Origin of the sequence: Luteibacter anthropi (assembly GCF_023699965.1) — a bacterium.
GTDB classification, from domain to species: Bacteria; Pseudomonadota; Gammaproteobacteria; order Xanthomonadales; family Rhodanobacteraceae; genus Luteibacter; species Luteibacter anthropi.
Genome location: NZ_CP077072.1, coordinates 2,224,581 through 2,243,066 on the forward strand (window position 1 = coordinate 2,224,581; position 18,486 = coordinate 2,243,066).

General features: G+C 65.3%; 18 protein-coding genes. 10 read left to right on the top strand and 8 right to left on the bottom strand.

The annotated features are described in order from the left end of the window. The first annotated feature begins 2 nt into the window (after positions 1 to 2). Positions 3 to 1,685, top strand: coding sequence for a BatD family protein (locus KR767_RS09855; protein WP_250878989.1), 1,683 nt, complete (start codon positions 3 to 5; stop codon positions 1,683 to 1,685). Here KR767_RS09855 and KR767_RS09860 read toward each other — a convergent pair. After that, the gene (locus tag KR767_RS09860; RefSeq protein ID WP_250878990.1) at positions 1,673 to 2,200 is read right to left on the bottom strand and encodes an O-acetyl-ADP-ribose deacetylase; all 528 of its coding nucleotides are present in this window, start codon (positions 2,198 to 2,200) and stop codon (positions 1,673 to 1,675) included. The genes KR767_RS09855 and KR767_RS09860 overlap by 13 nt on opposite strands. Positions 2,201 to 2,277: 77 nt before the next feature. Between KR767_RS09860 and KR767_RS09865 the strand changes: the two genes are divergently transcribed. From KR767_RS09865 to KR767_RS09875, 3 genes are all read left to right on the top strand, one after another. After that, positions 2,278 to 2,739, top strand: coding sequence for a MarR family winged helix-turn-helix transcriptional regulator (locus tag KR767_RS09865; RefSeq protein WP_166950819.1), 462 nt, complete (start codon positions 2,278 to 2,280; stop codon positions 2,737 to 2,739). Between the two features lie 114 nt (positions 2,740 to 2,853). Beyond that, positions 2,854 to 3,993 (top strand): efflux RND transporter periplasmic adaptor subunit, encoded by a 1,140-nt coding sequence (locus KR767_RS09870; RefSeq protein WP_250878991.1) that lies wholly within the window; start codon positions 2,854 to 2,856, stop codon positions 3,991 to 3,993. Between the two features lie 10 nt (positions 3,994 to 4,003). Continuing rightward, positions 4,004 to 7,108 (top strand): efflux RND transporter permease subunit, encoded by a 3,105-nt coding sequence (locus KR767_RS09875; protein ID WP_166950821.1) that lies wholly within the window; start codon positions 4,004 to 4,006, stop codon positions 7,106 to 7,108. Between the two features lie 266 nt (positions 7,109 to 7,374). Here KR767_RS09875 and KR767_RS09880 read toward each other — a convergent pair whose 3' ends face one another. The 3 genes from KR767_RS09880 to KR767_RS09890 all read right to left on the bottom strand — a co-directional run bounded on the left by KR767_RS09880 (position 7,375) and on the right by KR767_RS09890 (position 10,187). Then, complete coding sequence (locus tag KR767_RS09880) at positions 7,375 to 8,817, bottom strand: M20/M25/M40 family metallo-hydrolase (protein ID WP_250878992.1); 1,443 nt, start codon at positions 8,815 to 8,817, stop codon at positions 7,375 to 7,377. A 199-nt stretch (positions 8,818 to 9,016) separates the two neighbouring features. Further along, positions 9,017 to 9,427: a large-conductance mechanosensitive channel protein MscL gene (mscL, locus tag KR767_RS09885; RefSeq protein WP_166950823.1), complete on the bottom strand. Its 411-nt coding sequence runs from the start codon at positions 9,425 to 9,427 to the stop codon at positions 9,017 to 9,019. Between the two features lie 73 nt (positions 9,428 to 9,500). Beyond that, positions 9,501 to 10,187, bottom strand: coding sequence for a fumarylacetoacetate hydrolase family protein (locus KR767_RS09890; protein ID WP_250878993.1), 687 nt, complete (start codon positions 10,185 to 10,187; stop codon positions 9,501 to 9,503). Positions 10,188 to 10,312: 125 nt separating this feature from the next. Between KR767_RS09890 and KR767_RS09895 the strand changes: the two genes are divergently transcribed. From KR767_RS09895 to KR767_RS09910, 4 genes are read left to right on the top strand one after another with little or no spacing between them, the layout of a single operon-like run. Continuing rightward, positions 10,313 to 11,566 carry an efflux RND transporter periplasmic adaptor subunit gene (locus KR767_RS09895; protein ID WP_250878994.1) on the top strand — a complete coding sequence of 418 codons (1,254 nt, stop codon included), beginning with the start codon at positions 10,313 to 10,315 and terminating at the stop codon, positions 11,564 to 11,566. A gap of 20 nt (positions 11,567 to 11,586) precedes the next feature. Further along, positions 11,587 to 12,273, top strand: coding sequence for an ABC transporter ATP-binding protein (locus KR767_RS09900; RefSeq protein ID WP_250878995.1), 687 nt, complete (start codon positions 11,587 to 11,589; stop codon positions 12,271 to 12,273). A gap of 16 nt (positions 12,274 to 12,289) precedes the next feature. Beyond that, complete coding sequence (locus KR767_RS09905) at positions 12,290 to 13,456, top strand: ABC transporter permease (RefSeq protein ID WP_166950828.1); 1,167 nt, start codon at positions 12,290 to 12,292, stop codon at positions 13,454 to 13,456. A gap of 15 nt (positions 13,457 to 13,471) precedes the next feature. Next, positions 13,472 to 14,785 carry an ABC transporter permease gene (locus KR767_RS09910; protein ID WP_250878996.1) on the top strand — a complete coding sequence of 438 codons (1,314 nt, stop codon included), beginning with the start codon at positions 13,472 to 13,474 and terminating at the stop codon, positions 14,783 to 14,785. 6 nt (positions 14,786 to 14,791) lie between these two features. Here the strand turns inward: KR767_RS09910 and KR767_RS09915 are convergent, their stop codons facing one another. Further along, a complete protein-coding gene (locus KR767_RS09915) occupies positions 14,792 to 15,052 on the bottom strand; it encodes a hypothetical protein (RefSeq protein WP_250878997.1) in 261 nt (86 codons plus the stop codon). A 234-nt stretch (positions 15,053 to 15,286) separates the two neighbouring features. On the opposite strand from KR767_RS09915, the gene KR767_RS09920 reads away from it, so the two are divergent. Further along, complete coding sequence (locus KR767_RS09920; protein WP_250878998.1) at positions 15,287 to 15,646, top strand: helix-turn-helix domain-containing protein; 360 nt, start codon at positions 15,287 to 15,289, stop codon at positions 15,644 to 15,646. Between the two features lie 93 nt (positions 15,647 to 15,739). On the opposite strand, the gene yedA is transcribed toward KR767_RS09920, so the two are convergent. The 3 genes from yedA to KR767_RS09935 form a co-directional block, all read right to left on the bottom strand. After that, complete coding sequence (gene yedA / locus KR767_RS09925) at positions 15,740 to 16,654, bottom strand: drug/metabolite exporter YedA (RefSeq protein WP_166950832.1); 915 nt, start codon at positions 16,652 to 16,654, stop codon at positions 15,740 to 15,742. A 93-nt stretch (positions 16,655 to 16,747) separates the two neighbouring features. Beyond that, positions 16,748 to 17,626 carry a methylated-DNA--[protein]-cysteine S-methyltransferase gene (locus KR767_RS09930; RefSeq protein WP_250878999.1) on the bottom strand — a complete coding sequence of 293 codons (879 nt, stop codon included), beginning with the start codon at positions 17,624 to 17,626 and terminating at the stop codon, positions 16,748 to 16,750. Between the two features lie 70 nt (positions 17,627 to 17,696). Beyond that, positions 17,697 to 17,987: a hypothetical protein gene (locus KR767_RS09935; RefSeq protein WP_166950833.1), complete on the bottom strand. Its 291-nt coding sequence runs from the start codon at positions 17,985 to 17,987 to the stop codon at positions 17,697 to 17,699. A 79-nt stretch (positions 17,988 to 18,066) separates the two neighbouring features. Here KR767_RS09935 and KR767_RS09940 point away from each other — a divergent pair, with 79 nt between their 5' ends. Then, entirely contained in the window at positions 18,067 to 18,408 is a 342-nt protein-coding gene (locus KR767_RS09940; protein WP_166950834.1) for a Rieske (2Fe-2S) protein, read from the top strand. The last annotated feature ends 78 nt before the right edge of the window (positions 18,409 to 18,486 follow it).

Genomic DNA, 18,486 nt, shown 5'->3' on the forward strand with positions numbered 1-18,486 from the left:
CGATGCGTGGTATGCGATACCTCCCCTTGCTGGCCTTGTGGCCGATGCTCGCCCTGGCGCAGTCCGCCGGGCCGACGGCATCGCTCGACCGCAGCAAGGTGGGCATGGGCGAGACAGTGACGCTCAACATCGAGATGGGCGAAGACGATGCCGGCACGCCGGACCTGTCGCCGTTGATGGGCGACTTCATCGTGCTGGGTACATCGACCAACCACTCGCTCAGCATCGTCAACGGACAGCGCGAGGCACACAACATCCTCGGCATCGCCCTGCGTCCCCGCCACGAAGGCCACCTCACGGTGCCGGCGTTGCAGGTAGGCTCACGCAAGACGCAGCCGCTCGGACTGGACGTACAGGCGTCCGATCAGGGCGGCCCGGCCGCGGCTGATCGCCCCATTGCGCTTGAAGGCAAGGCTGATCCTGCACAGGCCTATGTCGGGCAGCAGATCGATTACACGTTGCGCCTCTATTTCGCCGTGAACCTGGCCGATGGCCAGCTGGGCGACCCGGCCGCCGAGGGCGCGGAAATACGCCGTGTCGGCCAGGACGCCAACTACCAGACGATGCGCGGCGGACGCCGCTTCAACGTAGTGGAACGCCATTACGCGATCTTTCCCCAGCATGCGGGCACGCTGGAGATCCAGCCGCCCACGTTCCAGGGAACGGCGGTGGACCCGAACGACGCGGGCTCCTTCTTCGGGGCCGGCGATCCGGTGAATGCCGTTGCCGACAAGGTGCGCGTCGAAGTGAAGACGCGGCCGTCGGCAGCAGCGGACGGTGCATGGATTCCCGCACGTGCGCTCACACTGTCGATCGACGGCATGCCGGCCGATGGCAAGGGCACGGTGGGGCAGCCGGTGACGCTCACCATGCGCCTGGATGCCACTGGCATGCCGTTCGAAGCGTTGCCTGCGTTGTCCCTGCCGAAGCTCGATGGTGCGGACGTCTATCCGGACAAACCGGTTACCGGTGGCAGCAGCAGTGGTGCATGGGTGACCGGGCGTCGGCAGCAGAGTTTCGCCGTGGTGCCGACACGCCCCGGCACGCTGCACATTCCCGAGACCACGCTGCACTGGTGGAATGTCGTCACCGATAAGCCGGAAGTGGCGACGCTGCCAGCGCGCGATCTCCAGATCGTGGCGGCTACGGGTTCGCAGGCAACCTCGCCGAAAAGCGTGCTGCCGCAACCATCCAGCGATGTATCGCCTGTCGCGAGTCCCGTAACGACGCCGGCTCCGGCCACGTCACCGCCCTGGTGGCGATGGGCGTTCTTCGGCGTGCTGGCACTGTGGCTGCTGACCCTCGTTGCGTGGATCTGGCGTGCACGCCGGGCCCGTCCGGCAAAGGGTGGCCCAGCAGCGTCCGGTCAGGAGCCTGTGCGCGAAGGCCCGGCGAAACAGGCCTTCCTGAAGGCGACGCTATCGGGGGATCCGGCCATCGTGGAGCAGGCGTTGCTGGCCTGGGCGCGCACGGTGCGGCCGGGAATCCGGTCGGTCGGCGCTCTGTCGGCCGCTTTGCGTCCGGGGCCGCAGCGAGAGGCGATCGCCGCCTTGCAGAAGACCCGGTTCGCCGGTGGCACCTGGCAGGAGGAGCCCCTCCGCGTCGCGTTCACCGGTGGCTTCGACTGGGCGCCGCCGGCAGGTGCTGGTCCGGATGACCTTTTGCCGCCGCTTTATCCGCGCTGAGCAGGCTGGCCCAGCGCGGCGCGATAGGCGTCGGTGGCCGCCGCGCCGAACGTACAGAAGGTCACCTCGGCCGGTTGCCATTCGGCCGTCTGGACGGCTTTCACGGCGATGGCCGTGGCGGCTTCCAGCGGATATCCATACACCCCCGTACTGATGGCGGGAAAGGCGATGCTCTGGATACCGTGCTCATGGGCGAGTTTGAGACTATTCCGATAACAGGCGGCCAGTAATTCCGCCTCACCGCTCGATCCGCCATGCCAGACAGGGCCCACGGTGTGGATCACATGGCCGGCAGGAAGCCCGAAACCGCCGGTGATACGGGCCTCGCCGGTCGGGCAGCGCACGCCCGGCGAAACCTCCGGCAAAGCCCGGCAGGCCGCCAGAAGCGCGCTTCCCGCCGCCCTGTGGATGGCACCGTCGACCCCACCTCCGCCCAGCAGGGTTTCGTTGGCCGCATTCACGACGGCACCGACGTTCAGGGTTGTGATGTCCGTTTCGAGCAAGTGGATGTTCATGGGTGTTTTTTACTGTGACGACCGCGTGTCAAACCGCTAGGATGGGGTTTCCCGCCGCGCCGTCCTTATGAAGGTTTATGGTCGACCAGCTCAAAGTTGAAGATATCTCGTTCGCCTACCTGATCAACGACGTCACCCTGCTTTTCCGCAAGCATTTTGACCGGCGGGCGGTGAAGTTCGGCCTGACCCGTGCCCAGTGGCGGGCGCTCAAGGCATTGCACCGCACGCCGGGCATGCGCCAGAACGAACTGGCCGAGCGGCTGGAAATGGAGCCCATCGCGGTGGGCCGCGTCATCGACCGCCTCCAGGCGGCCGGCTTCGTCGAACGTCGCGCCGATCCGAAGGATCGCCGCGCCTGGCGCCTGCACGACACCGAGCAGGCCCGGGGCATCATCGACGACATGGAAGACATCGCCAAAGGCCTCCGCAAGGACGCCGTGGAAGGTATTGCGATGGAAGACCTGCAGACGACACTCGCGGTTCTCAACCGCATGAAGGAGAATCTGCAGGGTCTCGACGGTCCGGCCGAGGAAGGCTGAGGCCCCGGGTCAACCGAATCGCCGGGCAACCGTTCGCTATAAGGTTGTCCGACCCAAAAACATGTCCGCGTCCCCGCGCGGCGACCGATCCAGGTGGAGTCGGCCGGAGCACTCATGCAGCGATCCCCAGGGAAGAAACTCGTCCTCGTCGTAGGCCTCGTGGCCGTGGCCGCCGTGGCGGCGGGTATCTGGCGCCACGACGCCGGAAGCAAGGACGTGCAGACCAAGGGCAAGACAGCACAGGCGCAGGCCGGCGTGCCGGTCACCACGGATCTCGCCACACGCGGGGAAATCGATCTCTCGCTGAAGGTCATCGGCCGTGCCGAGGCCTATTCCACCGTGAACGTGCGCTCGCGCGTGAACGGCCAGCTTGAGCGTCTGGCGTTTACGCCGGGCAGTCATGTGAAGAAGGGCGACCTGCTCGCGCAGGTGGACCCGCGTCCGCTGAAGGCTGCCCTCGATGCCGCCAAGGGCAATGTCGCCCGTGACGAGGCGTCGCTCGTAAAGGCCGAGGCCGACCTGGAGCGCTACCAGAACATGCTCGGCAAGGGTTTCGTCAGTCGTGCCGACTACGATCTCTACAAGGCCAATCTCGGCGTGGCGCGAGCCAATCTCGAAAGCGATCGCGCCGCCGTGCGTGCCGCGCAGGTGCAGCTCGACTTCACCACCATTGCCGCGCCGTTCGATGGCATCACGGGTGCGCCGCTGGCCTATCCCGGCGCGACGCTGAGCGCGGACACCACCGATATCGTCGTGCTCAACGAAGTGGACCCCATCCGCGTGGCCTTCGCCATTCCCGAGGATGGCCTGTCCGCCGTACGCGCAAGTGCGCGACGCGGCACGCTTCCGGTGGAAGCGCACGTACCGGGCGACACCAGCGGTCCCTTGCAGGGCGAGCTGGAATTCATCGACAACGCCGTGGATACCACCACCGGCACCATCGTCCTCAAGGGTCGCTTCGTCAACGCGGATGGTCGCCTCACGCCGGGCCAGTTCGCCGAAGTCACCTTGCCGACCACGCGACTTGCCGATGTCGTAAGCGTTCCCGTCGTGGCTTTGCAGAGCTCCACCTCGGGCAGTTTCGTCTTCGTGGTAAAGCCGGACAACACGGTGGAGCAGCGCACCGTTACCACGGGTGCCGCCTCGGGCAACCGGGTCGTGATCGACAAGGGCCTGCAAGGCGGCGAACGCGTGGTCACCGAAGGCCAGATGCTGCTCGTGGACGGCGCGCGCGTGCGCCTCGACAAGGCCTGAGGGTCCGCGCATGAATCTGCCGGAACTCTGCATCCGCCGGCCCGTGATGACCACGCTGCTGATGGCGGCGCTGGTGATCTTCGGCCTGGCCGCGTACCCGAAGCTGCCCGTCAACGAACTGCCGAACGTGGACTTCCCCACGATCAACATCAGCGCGAGCCTGCCGGGCGCGTCGCCGGAGACGATGGCATCCTCGGTTGCCACGCCGCTGGAAGCGCAGCTGTCCACCATCGCGGGCATCGACTCGATGACCTCGTCCAGTTCGCTGGGCTCCACCACGATCACGGTCACCTTCGCGCTTGATCGCAGCATCGACGGCGCCGCGCAGGACGTGCAGGCCGCCATCTCCGCCGCACAGCGCCAATTGCCGCAGGACATGCCCACGCCGCCCACCTATCGCAAGGTGAACCCGGCGGATGCACCGATCCTGTTCCTCACCATGCAGTCGTCCACGCTGCCGCTTTCCACGGTGGACGACTACGCCGAAACGGAGCTGGCGCAGCGTCTGTCCATGGTCGATGGCGTGGCGCAGGTGAATGTCTACGGCTCGCAGAAGTACGCGGTGCGCATCGCGGTCGATCCGGATCGCCTCGCGGCCACGGGCATCGGCGTGGACCAGATGCGCCAGGCGATCGCCGCGGCCAACGTCAACAAGGCCACCGGTTCGCTCAACGGCAAGCGCCAGCTACTGTCCATCCGCTCCGATGGCCAGCTCATGCGCGCGGCCGATTACAACCAGGTGGTAGTGGCGTATCGCAACGGCGCGCCCATTCGCCTGTCCGATATCGCCGTGCCGCGTGACAGCGTGCAGGACGACCAGAAGGCCAGCTGGTTCAACGGCCATCGCGCGATCACCCTTGCCATCCAGCGCCAGCCCGGTGCCAACACGGTGGAAACCGTCAATCGCATCCTGGCCCTGCTGCCGGCCTTCTCGGAAACGCTGCCGCCGTCGGTGAAGCTTGACGTGATGTACGACCGCTCGGTGTCCATCCGCGAATCGGTGGCCGACGTGCAGTTCACGCTGATCCTGGCCGGCATCCTCGTGGTGGCGGTGATCTACCTGTTCCTCGGCAATGCCTCGGCCACGCTGATTCCTGCCGTGGCGTTGCCTATCTCGGTACTGGGCACGTTCGGCGCGATGTTCGCCTTGGGCTACAGCCTCGACAACCTGTCTTTGCTGGCGTTGACGCTGGCGGTGGGTTTCGTGGTGGACGATGCCATCGTGATGCTGGAAAACATCATGCGTCATATCGAAATGGGTGAAAAACCCTTCGATGCGGCCGTGAAGGGCGCCAGTGAAATCGGCTTCACCATCTTCTCGATGACACTCTCCCTGGTGGCAGTGTTCATCCCCGTGATGTTCATGGGCGGCATTGTCGGTCGCCTGTTCCACGAGTTTGCCGTGGTCATCAGCGTGTCGATCCTGATCTCGGGCTTCGTCTCGATCACGCTCACGCCGATGCTGTGCAGCCGTTTCGTCAAGGCGCACGACCACGACAAGCGCAGCTTCATCGTGGTGTGGTTCGACAAGGGATTCAGCGCGCTCACGAATGGCTATACACGCACACTGGGCTGGTGCATGCGCCACCCGCTGACGGTGGTGGCCGTGTTCTTCCTGAGCCTTGCCGCCACGGCCGTGCTCTTCATGGTGACGCCGAAGGATTTCATCCCTGCCGGTGACAGCGGCCAGCTGCGTGTTACCACCGAAGGCCCGACCGATATCTCCTTCTCGGCCATGTCCGCGCGCCAGCAGATGCTGGCGGAAATCGCCGGCAACGATCCGAACATCGAAGGCTATATGTCGAGCGTGGGCGCCGGTGGTGCGCGCGCAACGATCAATTCCGGATCGATCCTGCTACGCCTGAAACCTGCCGATGAGCGCGGGCACACCACGCCGGACGAGATCATCCAGGAGCTGCGGCACAAGTTTGCCGAGGTGCCGGGTATCCGCACCTATATCCAGAATCCACCCGCCATCCAGGTGGGCGGCCGCCAGTCGAAGGCGCAATACCAGTACACGGTGCAGTCCACCGATCTGCACGCGCTTTATGACTGGTCGGGCAAGCTGGTCACGGCGTTTCAGAAGCTTCCGGGCTTCCAGGACGTCACCACGGATCTCGACCTCAACAGCCCCTCGATGGTCGTCACGGTCAACCGCGACAAGCTGGCGCCGCTGGGCCTCACGATGGAGCAGGTGCAGACCGCGCTCGGTACCGCGTTCGGCGAGAACCAGATTTCCACGATCTATGGCTCGGCCACGCAGTACTGGGTGATCCTTCAGGTGGAACGCCGCATGCAGGATGACCCTGCCGTGCTGTCGAAGCTTTATGTGACCTCGGATACCGGCAAGCTGGTGCCGCTCAATACGGTCGCTCGTTTCGAGCGCAGGCCGCAGGTGCTCACGGTGAATCACCAGGGCCAGCTGCCGGCGGTCACTGTTTCGTTCAATCTGGCACCGGGTGTGTCGCTGAGCGATGCGGTGCAGAGCATCGATCGCGCCACTACCGAAATGAAGCTTCCCGCGACACTGAGCGGCAGTGTGCAAGGCACGGCGCAGGCCTTCCAGGATTCAGTGAAGGGCATGGGCCTGCTGCTCCTGCTGGCCGTGTTCGTGATCTACCTTGTGCTGGGCATCCTGTACGAGAGCTTCATTCATCCACTCACGATTCTCTCCGGCCTGCCAGCGGCGGCCGTGGGGGCGTTGCTGACGCTGGTGATCTTCCACGCATCGCTCGACCTGTTCGCCTTCGTTGGCATCGTGATGCTGGTGGGTATCGTGAAGAAGAACGCGATCATGATGATCGACTTCGCCCTGGAGCATCAGCGCGATGGCACGGTATCGCCGTTCGATGCAATCTATGAAGCCTGTCGCGTGCGTTTCCGTCCGATCATGATGACGACGATGGCGGCGTTTGCGGGTACGTTGCCGATTGCACTGGGTATCGGCGCGGGCGCGGAGACACGTCGCCCGCTGGGTCTTGCCGTGGTGGGCGGCCTGGTGGTGTCGCAGATCCTGACGCTTTACCTCACACCCGTGATCTACCTGTACATGAATCGCCTGCAAGAGCGCCTGGCGCCGAAGCAGGTAGAAGGCGAGCCGCTGCCGAATCATTGATGCGCCGATACCGCGGCCATCTATCCCTGTAGGAGCGCGCCTTGCGCGCGACCGGTAGGCGGGAATACGGCATCCTTCCGTATCACCGGTCGCGCGCAAGCACGCTCCTACAACAGCGGCGCAATTGCGACAGCCGTTGTGGACGAGTCATGCCCCCATGTAGGAGCGCGCCTGCGCGCGACCGGTGCTACGGGGATGTTGACACCCCTCGTATCACCGGTCGCGCGCGAGGCGCGCTCCTACAACAGGGTGTTGATCGTTAATGGTCAGTCGTGTGCGCCGTCGTTGGCGAACGCGCCCGGTGCCGAACCGAAATTGCCATCCGCTTGCGCCGCGAGATACGCGAACGTCGCATACACCGCCACATTCTGTGCAAGCGCCTTCGGATCGATCTTGTCCAGCGTATCGTTCGCGTTGTGGTGGTAATCGAAGTAATCGGTGCCGTCCTGCGTCAGCGACAATGCCGCCATGCCCTTGGCATGCATCTGCGAGAGGTCCGAGCCACCACCGCCCGGCTTGCCTGGATCGTAGGCAACACCGATCGGTTCCAGCACCTTGGCAATCTGCGCGATGGCGCCACGCGCTTCCGGCTTCACCGATGCCGTCATGCGCCAGATGCGTCCCGCACCGAAGTCGGACTCGGTACCCAGCTGGAACTTCGCCACGTCCTTCGCATGCGCATCGGCATAGGCATGACCACCCCACAGGCCCATTTCCTCGTTCGCAAACGCAATCACGCGAATCGTGCGATCAGGCCGCTGCGGCATGTCCTTGATGAGTTTCGCGGCAGCGGCGGCGATGGCCACGCCTGCACCGTCGTCGATGGCGCCCGTGCCGAGGTCCCAGGAATCCAGGTGTCCGCCAATGGCGACGACTTCATCCGGATGCTTGCGACCGGTGACTTCGGCGATGACGTTGGTACCTTCGTACATGCCCTTGAAGCCGACATCGAGGTCCAGCTTCAGCGTGACGGGCTTGCCTTCCTTTAACACGCGTTCGAGCTGGTCGGCATCGGGAAGCGACAGCGCGGCAGCCGGGATCGCATCCTTCGGATCGGTGAAGCCGGTGACACCGGTATGCGGCGTACGGCTGTGCGGATCGGTACCGGCCGAGCGCAGCAGGTAGGCAGCGGCACCCATCTTCGCGGCAAGCACCGGGCCGCGCGTGCGCGTGGCCGAACCCATGCCGTAGTCATGGCCGTCCTTCTGCTGCGCCATATGCGTGCTGACGTAGACGATCTTGCCCTTCACCGTGGCCGGGTCAGCGGCCTTCAGCGCATCGAGCGTATCGAAGCCTACGACTTCGGCGGTAAGTCCACCCTGCGGCGTGCCTGCGGAGTAGCCGAGCGCCGTGACATACAGCGCCTGCGGGAACGGCGCGACGATGGCCGCGTGCTCGCTGTGGCGCTCCCAAAGCGGATAGCTGACCTTTTCGGTGTACACCTTGTCGAAGCCCATCGCCTTGAACTTCGCGATGGTCCAGTCGACGCCACGCTTGTCGGCTTCGCTGCCGGCCAGGCGCGCACCCACTTCGGTGGTGAGCCCGGCCACGAAGTCATAGCCGGTGTTGTCGTTCATGGCCTTGTCGCGCAGCGTAGTCGCTGCGGCGATGGCCTTCTCCGGAATGGTGGTGTCCTTGCCGGCGGCATGGGCGGAAAAGGCAAACGCAAGGCACGCGGCAAGCGCGTGCAGGCGGAAGGTGTGACGCATGATGACCCCCGGGGACGGAAAGATCTGATTATTGCGCCGGGGGTGCGGCCTTGAGTAGGCCAAAGGTCATGTAGGAGCGCGCCTCGCGCGCGACCGGTGATACGGCAACCATCAATGGATACGTGCCCACGGTCGCGCGCAAGGCGCGCTCCTACAGGAGTAGGAGCGTGTTCGCGATCAGGATCGCGAAGGCGTTGAATCAGGGCGTGCGGTTCTGCTGCTTCAGCAGGTCGCGGATTTCCTGCAGCAGCACCACGTCCGCTGCCGGCGGGGCCGGCTTGTCTTCCTCGCGGCGGGTGAGCTTGTTGATGCCCTTGACCACCAGGAAGATCGCGAAGGCGATGATGACGAACTGGATCAGCACGTTCACGAACACGCCGTACTGGATCGCCACTTCGGCGGTCTTGGTGGCGGCATCGGCCGGCTTGAGCACCCACTTCCACTGCGACAGGTCGATGCCGCCGATCAACCAGCCGATGGGCGGCATGATGATGTTGTCGACGAGCGAAGTGACGATCTTGCCGAACGCCGCACCGATCACCACACCGACCGCCAGGTCGATCACATTGCCACGCAGGGCGAACTTCTTGAATTCCGCGACGAAACTCATCGGTTGTGTCTCCTTCTCTTGATGTTGCGTCGTAGGTGGAAACTACCCACCCGGATGTCAGTGGTCCGCGAAGTCAGCTCACGCGCCCCTCGAGCGTGGTGACGCCTTCGAGGGTCGCACGAAAACGGTCGCCGCGCACGATGGCCGATACGCCCGCCGGGGTGCCGGTGAAGACGAGGTCACCGGCCTTCAGCTCGAACAGGCGCGACAGGTGGGAGAGGATGGCCGGCACGTCGAGCAGCATGTCGCCCAGCGTGGCGTCCTGGCGCACGGTGCCGTTCACTTCCAGCGTGATGCGGGTGGCCGCCGTGGGACGGACCTCGGTGGCGGGGACAATGGCCGACACCGGGGCGGAATGATCGAAGCCCTTGGCGACGTCCCACGGGGCACCCTTGGCCTTGGCCTGCGCCTGGAGGTCGCGGCGGGTGAGGTCCAGGCCCACGCCATAGCCCCACACGAGCCCGGCGGCCTGCGCCTCGGTCAGGTCCGAGCCACCGGCACCCAGTGCCACCACCATCTCCACCTCGTGGTGCAGATCGCTGGTGGCCGAGGGGTAGGGCACGTCGGCGCCATCGGTCACCACGGCATCGGCCGGCTTGGTGAAGAACATCGGGTTCGACATGTCGACGGTGGCGCCCATCTCCTTCGCGTGATCGGCGTAATTGCGGCCGATGCAGAAGATGCGGCGGACAGGAAAGCGCTCGGAGCGCCCGGCGACGGGAAGGCTCGGCTGGGCCGGCGAAGGGATGACGGTATTCATGGCCGTAGGTTAGCAAAGGCCGCATGACACCTGTCACGACCGATGGCTGATGGCCGGAAATGGTTCGCGAGGCCCCCCGATCGCATGATCATGCCATGCCAGGAGCGTATCGGGGACAAGGGGACATGAATTCGAATGCCGAGCTGCTGAGGCAGCTGAAGATCGACAAGTCGCACCGGGAGGCGCACGGAAACGGCGGTGGTCGCGGTGGGCGTACCGCGCTGGTCGTGGCCGGCGTGGTCGTCGCCGTGCTCCTTCTGGGCGGTGCGGCCTGGGCCTTCATGGCAAAGCGTCCCGTCGAAGTGCACACCGCCACGGCGATGGCGCCGGCAGCTGCCGCTGAAGCCGGTGCCGTGCTCCAGGCCACGGGCTATGTCACCGCCCGCCGCCAGGCCACCGTTTCCGCGCAGATCACCGGCACGCTGACCGAGGTGCTGATCGAGGAGGGCGACCGGGTGACCAAGGGCCAGGTGCTGGCTCGGCTGGAAGACAACGCACTGCGTGCCGGCCTGCAGTCGGCCCAGGCCAATGCCGCCGCCGCCCATGCCACGGTGACCCAGAACGAGGCCCAGCTGACCCAGGCGCTGCGTGACGCGGATCGCCAGGACGCTCTCGTCGGGCGCGGGCTCGTATCGAAGCAGGCGGCCGAGCAGACCCGTACCCAGGCCGATACGTATCGTGCCCAGGTGCAGACGGCCCGCCGCCAGGCCGCTGCGGCCGATGCGCAGGTGGGCGTGGCGCAGGTCAATCTCGACTACACCATCGTGCGTGCGCCCTTCGATGGCGTGATTACCGACAAGGCCGCGCAGGTGGGCGAGATCGTGTCGCCGCTGTCGGCCGGTGGCGGCTTCACCCGTACCGGCGTCGGCACCATCGTGGACATGGGCTCGCTGGAAATCGACGTGGACGTCAACGAGGCCTATATCGGCCGCGTACAGCCGGACATGGCTGCTGAAGCCGTACTCGACGCCTATCCGGACTGGAAGATTCCCGCCCATGTGATCGCGATCGTGCCGGCCGCGGATCGCGGCAAGGCCACCGTGAAGGTGCGCGTGGCGCTGGAAAGCCGCGATGCGCGCATCGTGCCGGACATGGGCGTTCGTGTGTCTTTCCTGGAAAAACGCGCTCCGGTGGCCAGCGAAACGCCAAAGGGTGTGTTCGTGCCTGCCGCCGCCGTGGCCCGTCGCGATGGACGCGAGGTGGTGTTCACCGTGTCCGCCGATCACGCCAGGCGTAACGACGTCACTGTCCGCCCGGATGGCGATCCGCGCCTGGTATCGCAAGGCATCGCCGCCGGCGACACCGTGATCGTCTCGCCTTCCGATTCGCTCGCCGATGGTGCCGCCGTGCGCGTCGCCAGCTCATCCACCTCGCCCTGACACGTACGGAGACACCCACGATGGCCACCCTGATCGACATCCAGGATCTTTCCAAGACCTACGAACGCGGCCGGCAGAAAGTCGAAGTACTGCATGGCGTGAACCTGAGCATCGAGGAAGGCGACTTCCTCGCGCTGATGGGGCCGTCCGGTTCGGGCAAGACGACCTTGCTCAACCTCATCGGCGGTCTCGATACCCCGACCGGCGGCAGCCTCAGCGTGGCGGGCGAGCGTATCGACCGCCTCGGCAGCGGTGCCCTGGCGAAGTGGCGTGCCGCACATGTCGGTTTCGTGTTCCAGTTCTACAACCTCATGCCCATGTTGAGTGCGCAGCGCAACGTGGAACTGCCGTTGTTGCTGACGAAGCTGTCGGCATCGCAGCGCAGGCAGAATGCGTCTGTCGCGCTGCAACTGGTGGGTTTGTCCGAGCGTGCCTCGCACAAGCCATCGGAACTCTCCGGCGGCCAGCAGCAGCGTGTCGCCATTGCACGAGCCATCGTCTCCGATCCCACGCTGCTGGTCTGCGACGAACCCACGGGCGACCTCGACCGTCAGTCGGCGGAAGACATTCTCGGCCTGCTGCGCGAACTCAATCGCGAACACGGCAAGACCATCGTGATGGTCACCCATGATCCCAAGGCCGCCGAGTACGCCAACCACACGCTGCACCTCGACAAGGGCACCCTCGTCGAACAAGTGACGGCCTGACGCGGAGGATGCCTGCATGAAATACCTGCACCTCATATGGGCGGCGCTGTTCCGCCGCAAATCGCGTACCTTCCTTACCCTGGTGTCGATCCTGGCCGCCTTCCTGCTGTTCGGCATGCTCGACGCCACCCGCGCCGCATTCTCGTCGGGCGATAGCGTGGCGGGCGTGGATCGCCTGGTAACCACCTCGCGCTATTCGATCATCCAGTCGCTGCCCGCCAGCCTCACCACACGCATGGAAGCGATTCCCGGTGTGGCCTCGGTAGGCCATGCGAACTGGTTCGGTGGCGTTTACCAGGACCCGAAGAACTTCGTGCTCAGCTTCGCCGTCAGCGACAACTACCTGGATCTCTACAAGGAGATCGAACTGCCGGCCGACCAGCGCAAGGTGTTCGAGAACACCCGCACGGGTGCCATCGTGGGCGCTGCACTGGCGAAGCGCTATGGCTGGAAGGTGGGCGACAAGATCCCGCTGCAATCGACGATCTTCCCGCAGCGCAACGGCGACAAGACCTGGCCTTTCGACATCGTGGGCATCTACACCCCGGCAAAGGGTGCAGCCAACGGCACCGACCAGCAGTTCCTCTTCCACTACAAGTATTTCCAGGACGCCAATGCCTACCGCAGCCTGGGCTCGACCGTGGGCTGGTATGTGGTGAAGCTCACCTCGCCCGATCAGGCGGACCGCGTGGCCAAGGCCATCGATGCGCTTTCGGCAAACTCCGACCACGAGACGAAGACGCAGACCGAGCAGGCTTTCAACGCATCGTTCGCGAAGCAGCTGGGCGATATCGGCCTCATCGTCTCCGCCATCATGGGCGCCGTGTTCTTCACCCTGATCCTGCTCACCGGCAACACGATGGCGCAGGCCGTGCGTGAGCGCACCAGCGAGCTGGCCGTGCTGAAGACCATCGGTTTCTCCAGCGGCAGCGTGCTTGGCATGGTGCTGGCCGAGGGCGTGCTTCTGCTCGTGCTGGGGGGCGTGATCGGACTGGGTCTTGCCGCCGTGCTGGTGCCCATCGTCGCCAAGGGCAGCGGCGGCATGCTCAACCTGCCGCCCATCGGTACCCAGACCTGGGTGCTCGGCATCGTACTCATGGTGGTCATCGGCGCCGTGGTCGGTGCGTTGCCCGCTATCCGCGCCATGCGCCTGAACATCGTCGACGCGCTCGCCGGTCGCTGACAAGGATACCTACCCATGAAACGTTTCGGTTTCGGTTTGCTGATGTTGCTGGTGGTCGCCGTCTTTCTTGGCGTGTGGATCGCGATGCCCTGGCAGGGTGTGGTGCTTATCGCCGTGCTGTTGGTGCTGTGGATGGGCCTCACCCGGCGGGGCCGGCAGACCTGGCAGGTGACTTCCGTGGGCCTGGCCACGATCACCCAGCGCCTGGGCTCGTCGTCGGTGGTGGTGGTCGGTATCGCGGGCGTGGTCGGTGTGCTCGTGGCGATGCTTGCCATGGGCGAAGGTTTCTCGGAAACACTGCGTGCCACCGGCAACGACCGTACGGCCATCGTGTTGCGTGGCGGCTCGCAGGCGGAGCTCAACTCTGTGCTCGACCGCGACAGTGCGAACGTGGTGATGCAGGCGCCGGGTGTGAAGAAATCGGCGCAGGGGCGTCCCATCGCATCGAGCGAACTGGTCGTCGTGGCCAATCTTCCACGCAAGGGCGATCCGTCCGCCGATGCCAACGTGCCCATCCGTGGCGTGGGCGATGACGTGTGGCCGCTACGCGAGCAGGTAAAAATCGTGGAAGGGCGGAAGTTCCAGCCCGGCATGCGCGAACTCATCGTCGGCAAGGGCGCGAAGGCGCAGTTCGAAGGCCTCGACGTCGGCAGGTCGATCCGTCTCGCGGGGCAGACCTGGGCCATCGTCGGCACGTTCGAATCGCACGATGCGCTGGAGTCCGAACTGTGGGGTGATACGCAGAGCGTCGCCTCTGCATATCGCCGTGGCAGCAGCGTGCAATCCGTGACCGTGCTGCTCGATTCGCCCTCGGCGTTCGACGCGTTCAAGGCCAACCTGATGGCCGACCCGCGCCTGAAGGTAGACGTGAGCACCACGCAGGACTATTTCAGCAAGCAGTCCGAAGGCTTGACCAAGGTGTTGCGTGCGGTGGGCATCGTGGTGGGCATCATCATGGCCATCGGTGCGGTGTTCGGTGCGCTCAATACGATGTTTGCAGCGATCCAGGCGCGTGCCCGTGAAATCGCGACACTGCGCGCCATTGGGTTCCGCGGCGTGCCGGTGGTGGTGTCGGTGATGCTGGAAACGATGCTGCTGGCCTTGCTCGGTGGCGTGATCGGCGCGGGCATTGTCTGGATCATCTTCAACGGCTATTCGGCCTCGACGCTGGGCGCGAATTTCAGCCAGGTGGTGTTCCGCTTCCACGTGAGCGCGGCCTTGCTCTGGACCGGCGTGAAATGGGCGCTGGCCATCGGCTTCATCGGTGGCTTGTTCCCGGCCGTACGCGCCGCGCGACTGCCAGTCACCACGGCCCTGCGCGAACTCTGACGAACCTCATGGTGCCCCCTCGTCCACGAGCGGGGCACCTTCGGCACACGCTTTCGCCTGCGGCATCCAGCGTCCGCCCTCGTCTTCGCACAGCGCCCATTCGTTGAGCTCACGCGCCGGTGTCAGCCGCAGGTCATCCGCCTCCGCCTCGTAGGTCTGGCACGACGCCAGCGCCGCTGCCGCGATACCGAATACCGTCGCCGCCCTCGCCACGCACATGCTCACCCGCTGGGCCCGTGAGCCCTCGCCAAAGATCGATCCCGTCACAGCCACCTCCATTCACAAGGAGGCCGAAGCTAGGCGGGGCTTAGGGTGGCGGATATCGAATAATTCTCAAAATAGCGGGTCGTGAACCCGTATCGGGACGGGCGTCACGCCTGGAAGTTTTCCGACTATTTCGTGGGCGTGGTCCACCCGGACACCCGCTCATCCCGGCATCTTCATTCCACGACACCATCGAGATTTTGGGTTGCATGTTTTCTATACCCAAATAGGTATATCGTGGACGAATCCGGATTCAAGGCGCTTGGAGAATCACCAGTGACCAGCGTGCAACGCAGCGAAGGTAACGTTTACGCCGATCTGGGAGGCGAGCATGCGGAAGACATGCTCATCAAGGCCCAACTGGCGACGAAGATCTCGCAGATCATCGAGCGTCGCGGCTGGACACAGGTGCAGGCGGCTTCCGTGCTGGGCATGACCCAGCCAAAGCTCTCCGGCCTCCTGCGCGGGCACTTCCGTGGCATCAGCGAGACACGAATGCTCGACTGCCTTGCGCGTCTTGGCAGGGATGTTCGCATCGTTATCGGTGCCGAATCAAAGCAGACCGAGGGACGGGTAACGGTGGTGTTTGCCGAATAACAACCTGTAGGAGCGCGCCTTGCGCGCGACGGGCACTCCCTCAGCGCTGAGGCACGTCCTGTCGCGCGCGAGGCGCGCTCCTACAGAGAGGGGTCAGGCTTTGCGGGTGCGCATCATCGTGATGATGCCTACGCCTACCAGGATGATCGCCATGCCGGCCAGGTCGAACGGTCCGACATGCTCGCCGCCAAGCGCCACGCCGAACAGCACGGCCACGGGCGGATTCACGTAGGCATAGCTGGTCGCCAGCGCAGGCCGCACGGTTTTCAGCACGTAGAGATACGCGCTGAACGCCACGATGGAGCCGAACACGATCAGGTAGCCCAGCGCGAACGTCGCGCTCCACTTCGGATGCGCTGGCAGGCTTTCGCCGTGCAGCAGGCCGAGGATGATCAGCGAGACGGCCGCGCAGAGCATCTGCGCTGCGGTGTTCATCGGCCCCTTGGGCATGTCCCTGCGCTTCGACCACACCGAACCGAATGCCCACGCGATGGCGGCGACGATGAGTGCCGCCGCACCGAGCGGGGAGCCCGAGAGGCCCGCGCCGAGATTCAGCACCACCACGCCGACGAAACCCAGGAACAGTCCGGCCATTTCACCGCGCGACGGGCGCTCTCCGTAAAGGCTGGAGAACACGGCCGCGAATAGCGGCATGCTGGCGACTGCCACGGCGGCGATGCCCGAGCTGACCGACTGCTCGGCGAAGCACACCAGGCCATTGCCACCCGCGAGCAGCAGGGTGCCGACGATGGCGGCATTGCGCCACTGAAGACGCGTCGGCAGCGCAACGCCGCGCACGCGCAGCACCACGAACAACAGCGTGCCCGCGATGGCGAATCGCAGTGCCGCCAGTAGGAACGGCGGATAGCTTTCCAGCGCGTAGCGAATGCCCAGGTAGGTAGAACCCCAGATCACATACATCGCGAGCAGGGACAGCGGCACCAGCCAGCGGGGATCGGCGAGCGCCGGGGAGGGCGCCTGGTTCGGGGAAACGGCAGCGTCGGACATGGGGAGATCCAGGGATGTCCGCGCCGCGTCATGCGGCGCGAATCCGGAACGATATCGTCGTCGCGGAAACTTCGGAAGCGAAACCTGCGAGGGTCAGCCTTGAACGGCTTTCATGCCACGTTCGATGGCAAGCAGTTGTTGCTTGATGTCCACGCCCCAGCGCCAGCCACCCAGGTTGCCGTCTTCGCGGATGATCCGGTGGCAAGGCACCAGCAAGGCCAGCCGGTTGCTGCCACAGGCACGGCCGACGGCGCGTGCCGCCTTCGGCATGCCGAGCTTCTGGGCCAGTTCGCCATAGCTCAGCGTCTCGCCGCGCGGAATGCGGGTGAGGGCTTCCCATACACGCCACTGGAAACCGGTAGCAGCGACATCGAGGGGCGGCATGGCCGGGCCGTTGTCGATATCCCAGCCCAGGTCGCGCGTGACACGGTCGATCACCGCATCGAGCCATTCCTCACGGCCGGCATCGACGCGCTCGCGTTCGGCGAGCGGGAATTCATCTGCCAGGCGTGCTTCCAGTTCGGCATCGTCAGCACCCAGCGTGACCGAGCAGATGCCGCGTGCCGTGGTCGCCACGAGCAGGCGGCCGAGCGGCGTGTCGGTGGTGGTGTAGCGGATCGAGGCACCTGCGCCGCCCGCACGGTAACTGGCGGGCGTCATGCCCAGGCGACGGTCGCTTTCCTCGTAGACGCGGCTACCCGAACCGAAGCCGGCTTCGTAAACGGCGTCGGTCACGGCCGAGCCGTCGCGCAGCGCCTCGCGCAACTGGCCGAACCGCCGCGCACGGGCGTATTCCGCCGGACTCACGCCATAGCGGCGGCGGAAGACGCGTTGCAGATGGGAGGGGCTGAGGCCGGCGATCGCCGCAAGGCTGTTGAGATCCGCAGGGCCGCTGCCTGCGTCGAGGGCGGCGCGGACGCGCTCAAGGGCATCGTCGGTGGGGGAACGCATGGCCAGGACCTGGGTATTCATGAGGGTCTCCTTCATGGGAGACCAGCGTAGGCGGCGGACCGCGCCGTCGCCATCCGCTTCTTGCGAGACCTCAGTGGTGGACCGGACGGCCCTGCTGGATCACGGTGAACTCGCCTTCGAGGACGTCAGGGGCGTGGGCGTGGCTGGCAGCCGAAGGACCGGCCGCACGTGCGCCATGACCGGCGCGGGCGAGCTTCCACTGACGTATGGCAAAGAACACGACACTGCCGGCCACGAGCAGGCCCAGCACGATGGTGCCGAAGACAAGCAACACGCCGACCACGGCCAATCCGGCAATCACGGACAGGATACGCACCAGCGGGTTGCGCGAGCGGCGGATGGGCGGGAAGACGAAGCGCATTGGTTAAAAATCCGTATGGCACAATGACATGCGTGCGGCCCCTTTACCTTGGGGCATCCCTACCCCATAGACAAGTGCCATGACCGCTACCGCCGACACCCCCACCCTCTGCCAGCTCGACGATATCCCCGATGGCAACGCCATCGAAGTGGAGGCCATGGTCGGTGGCGAGCCCGAGTCCCTGCTGGTCTACCGGGACGGTGGCGAGGCGAGGGCCTATCTCAACGTCTGCCCCCATGCGGGACGCCGGCTGGACTACGCCCCTGGCCGCTTCCTGGTGCGCAACGGCCTGATCATCTGCGCCGCCCACGGCGCCACGTTCGCGGCAGGGGACGGTCACTGCCAGACGGGCCCCTGCAAGGGCGACCGCCTGCGCGCGGTACCGGTATCGGTCACCGACGGCGCAGTACACCTGGCCTGAGAAATTCCGGATTCACCCCCTGTAGGAGCGCGCCTCGCGCGCGACCCGGACATTGCGGTACCCCCAGGTCGCGCGCAG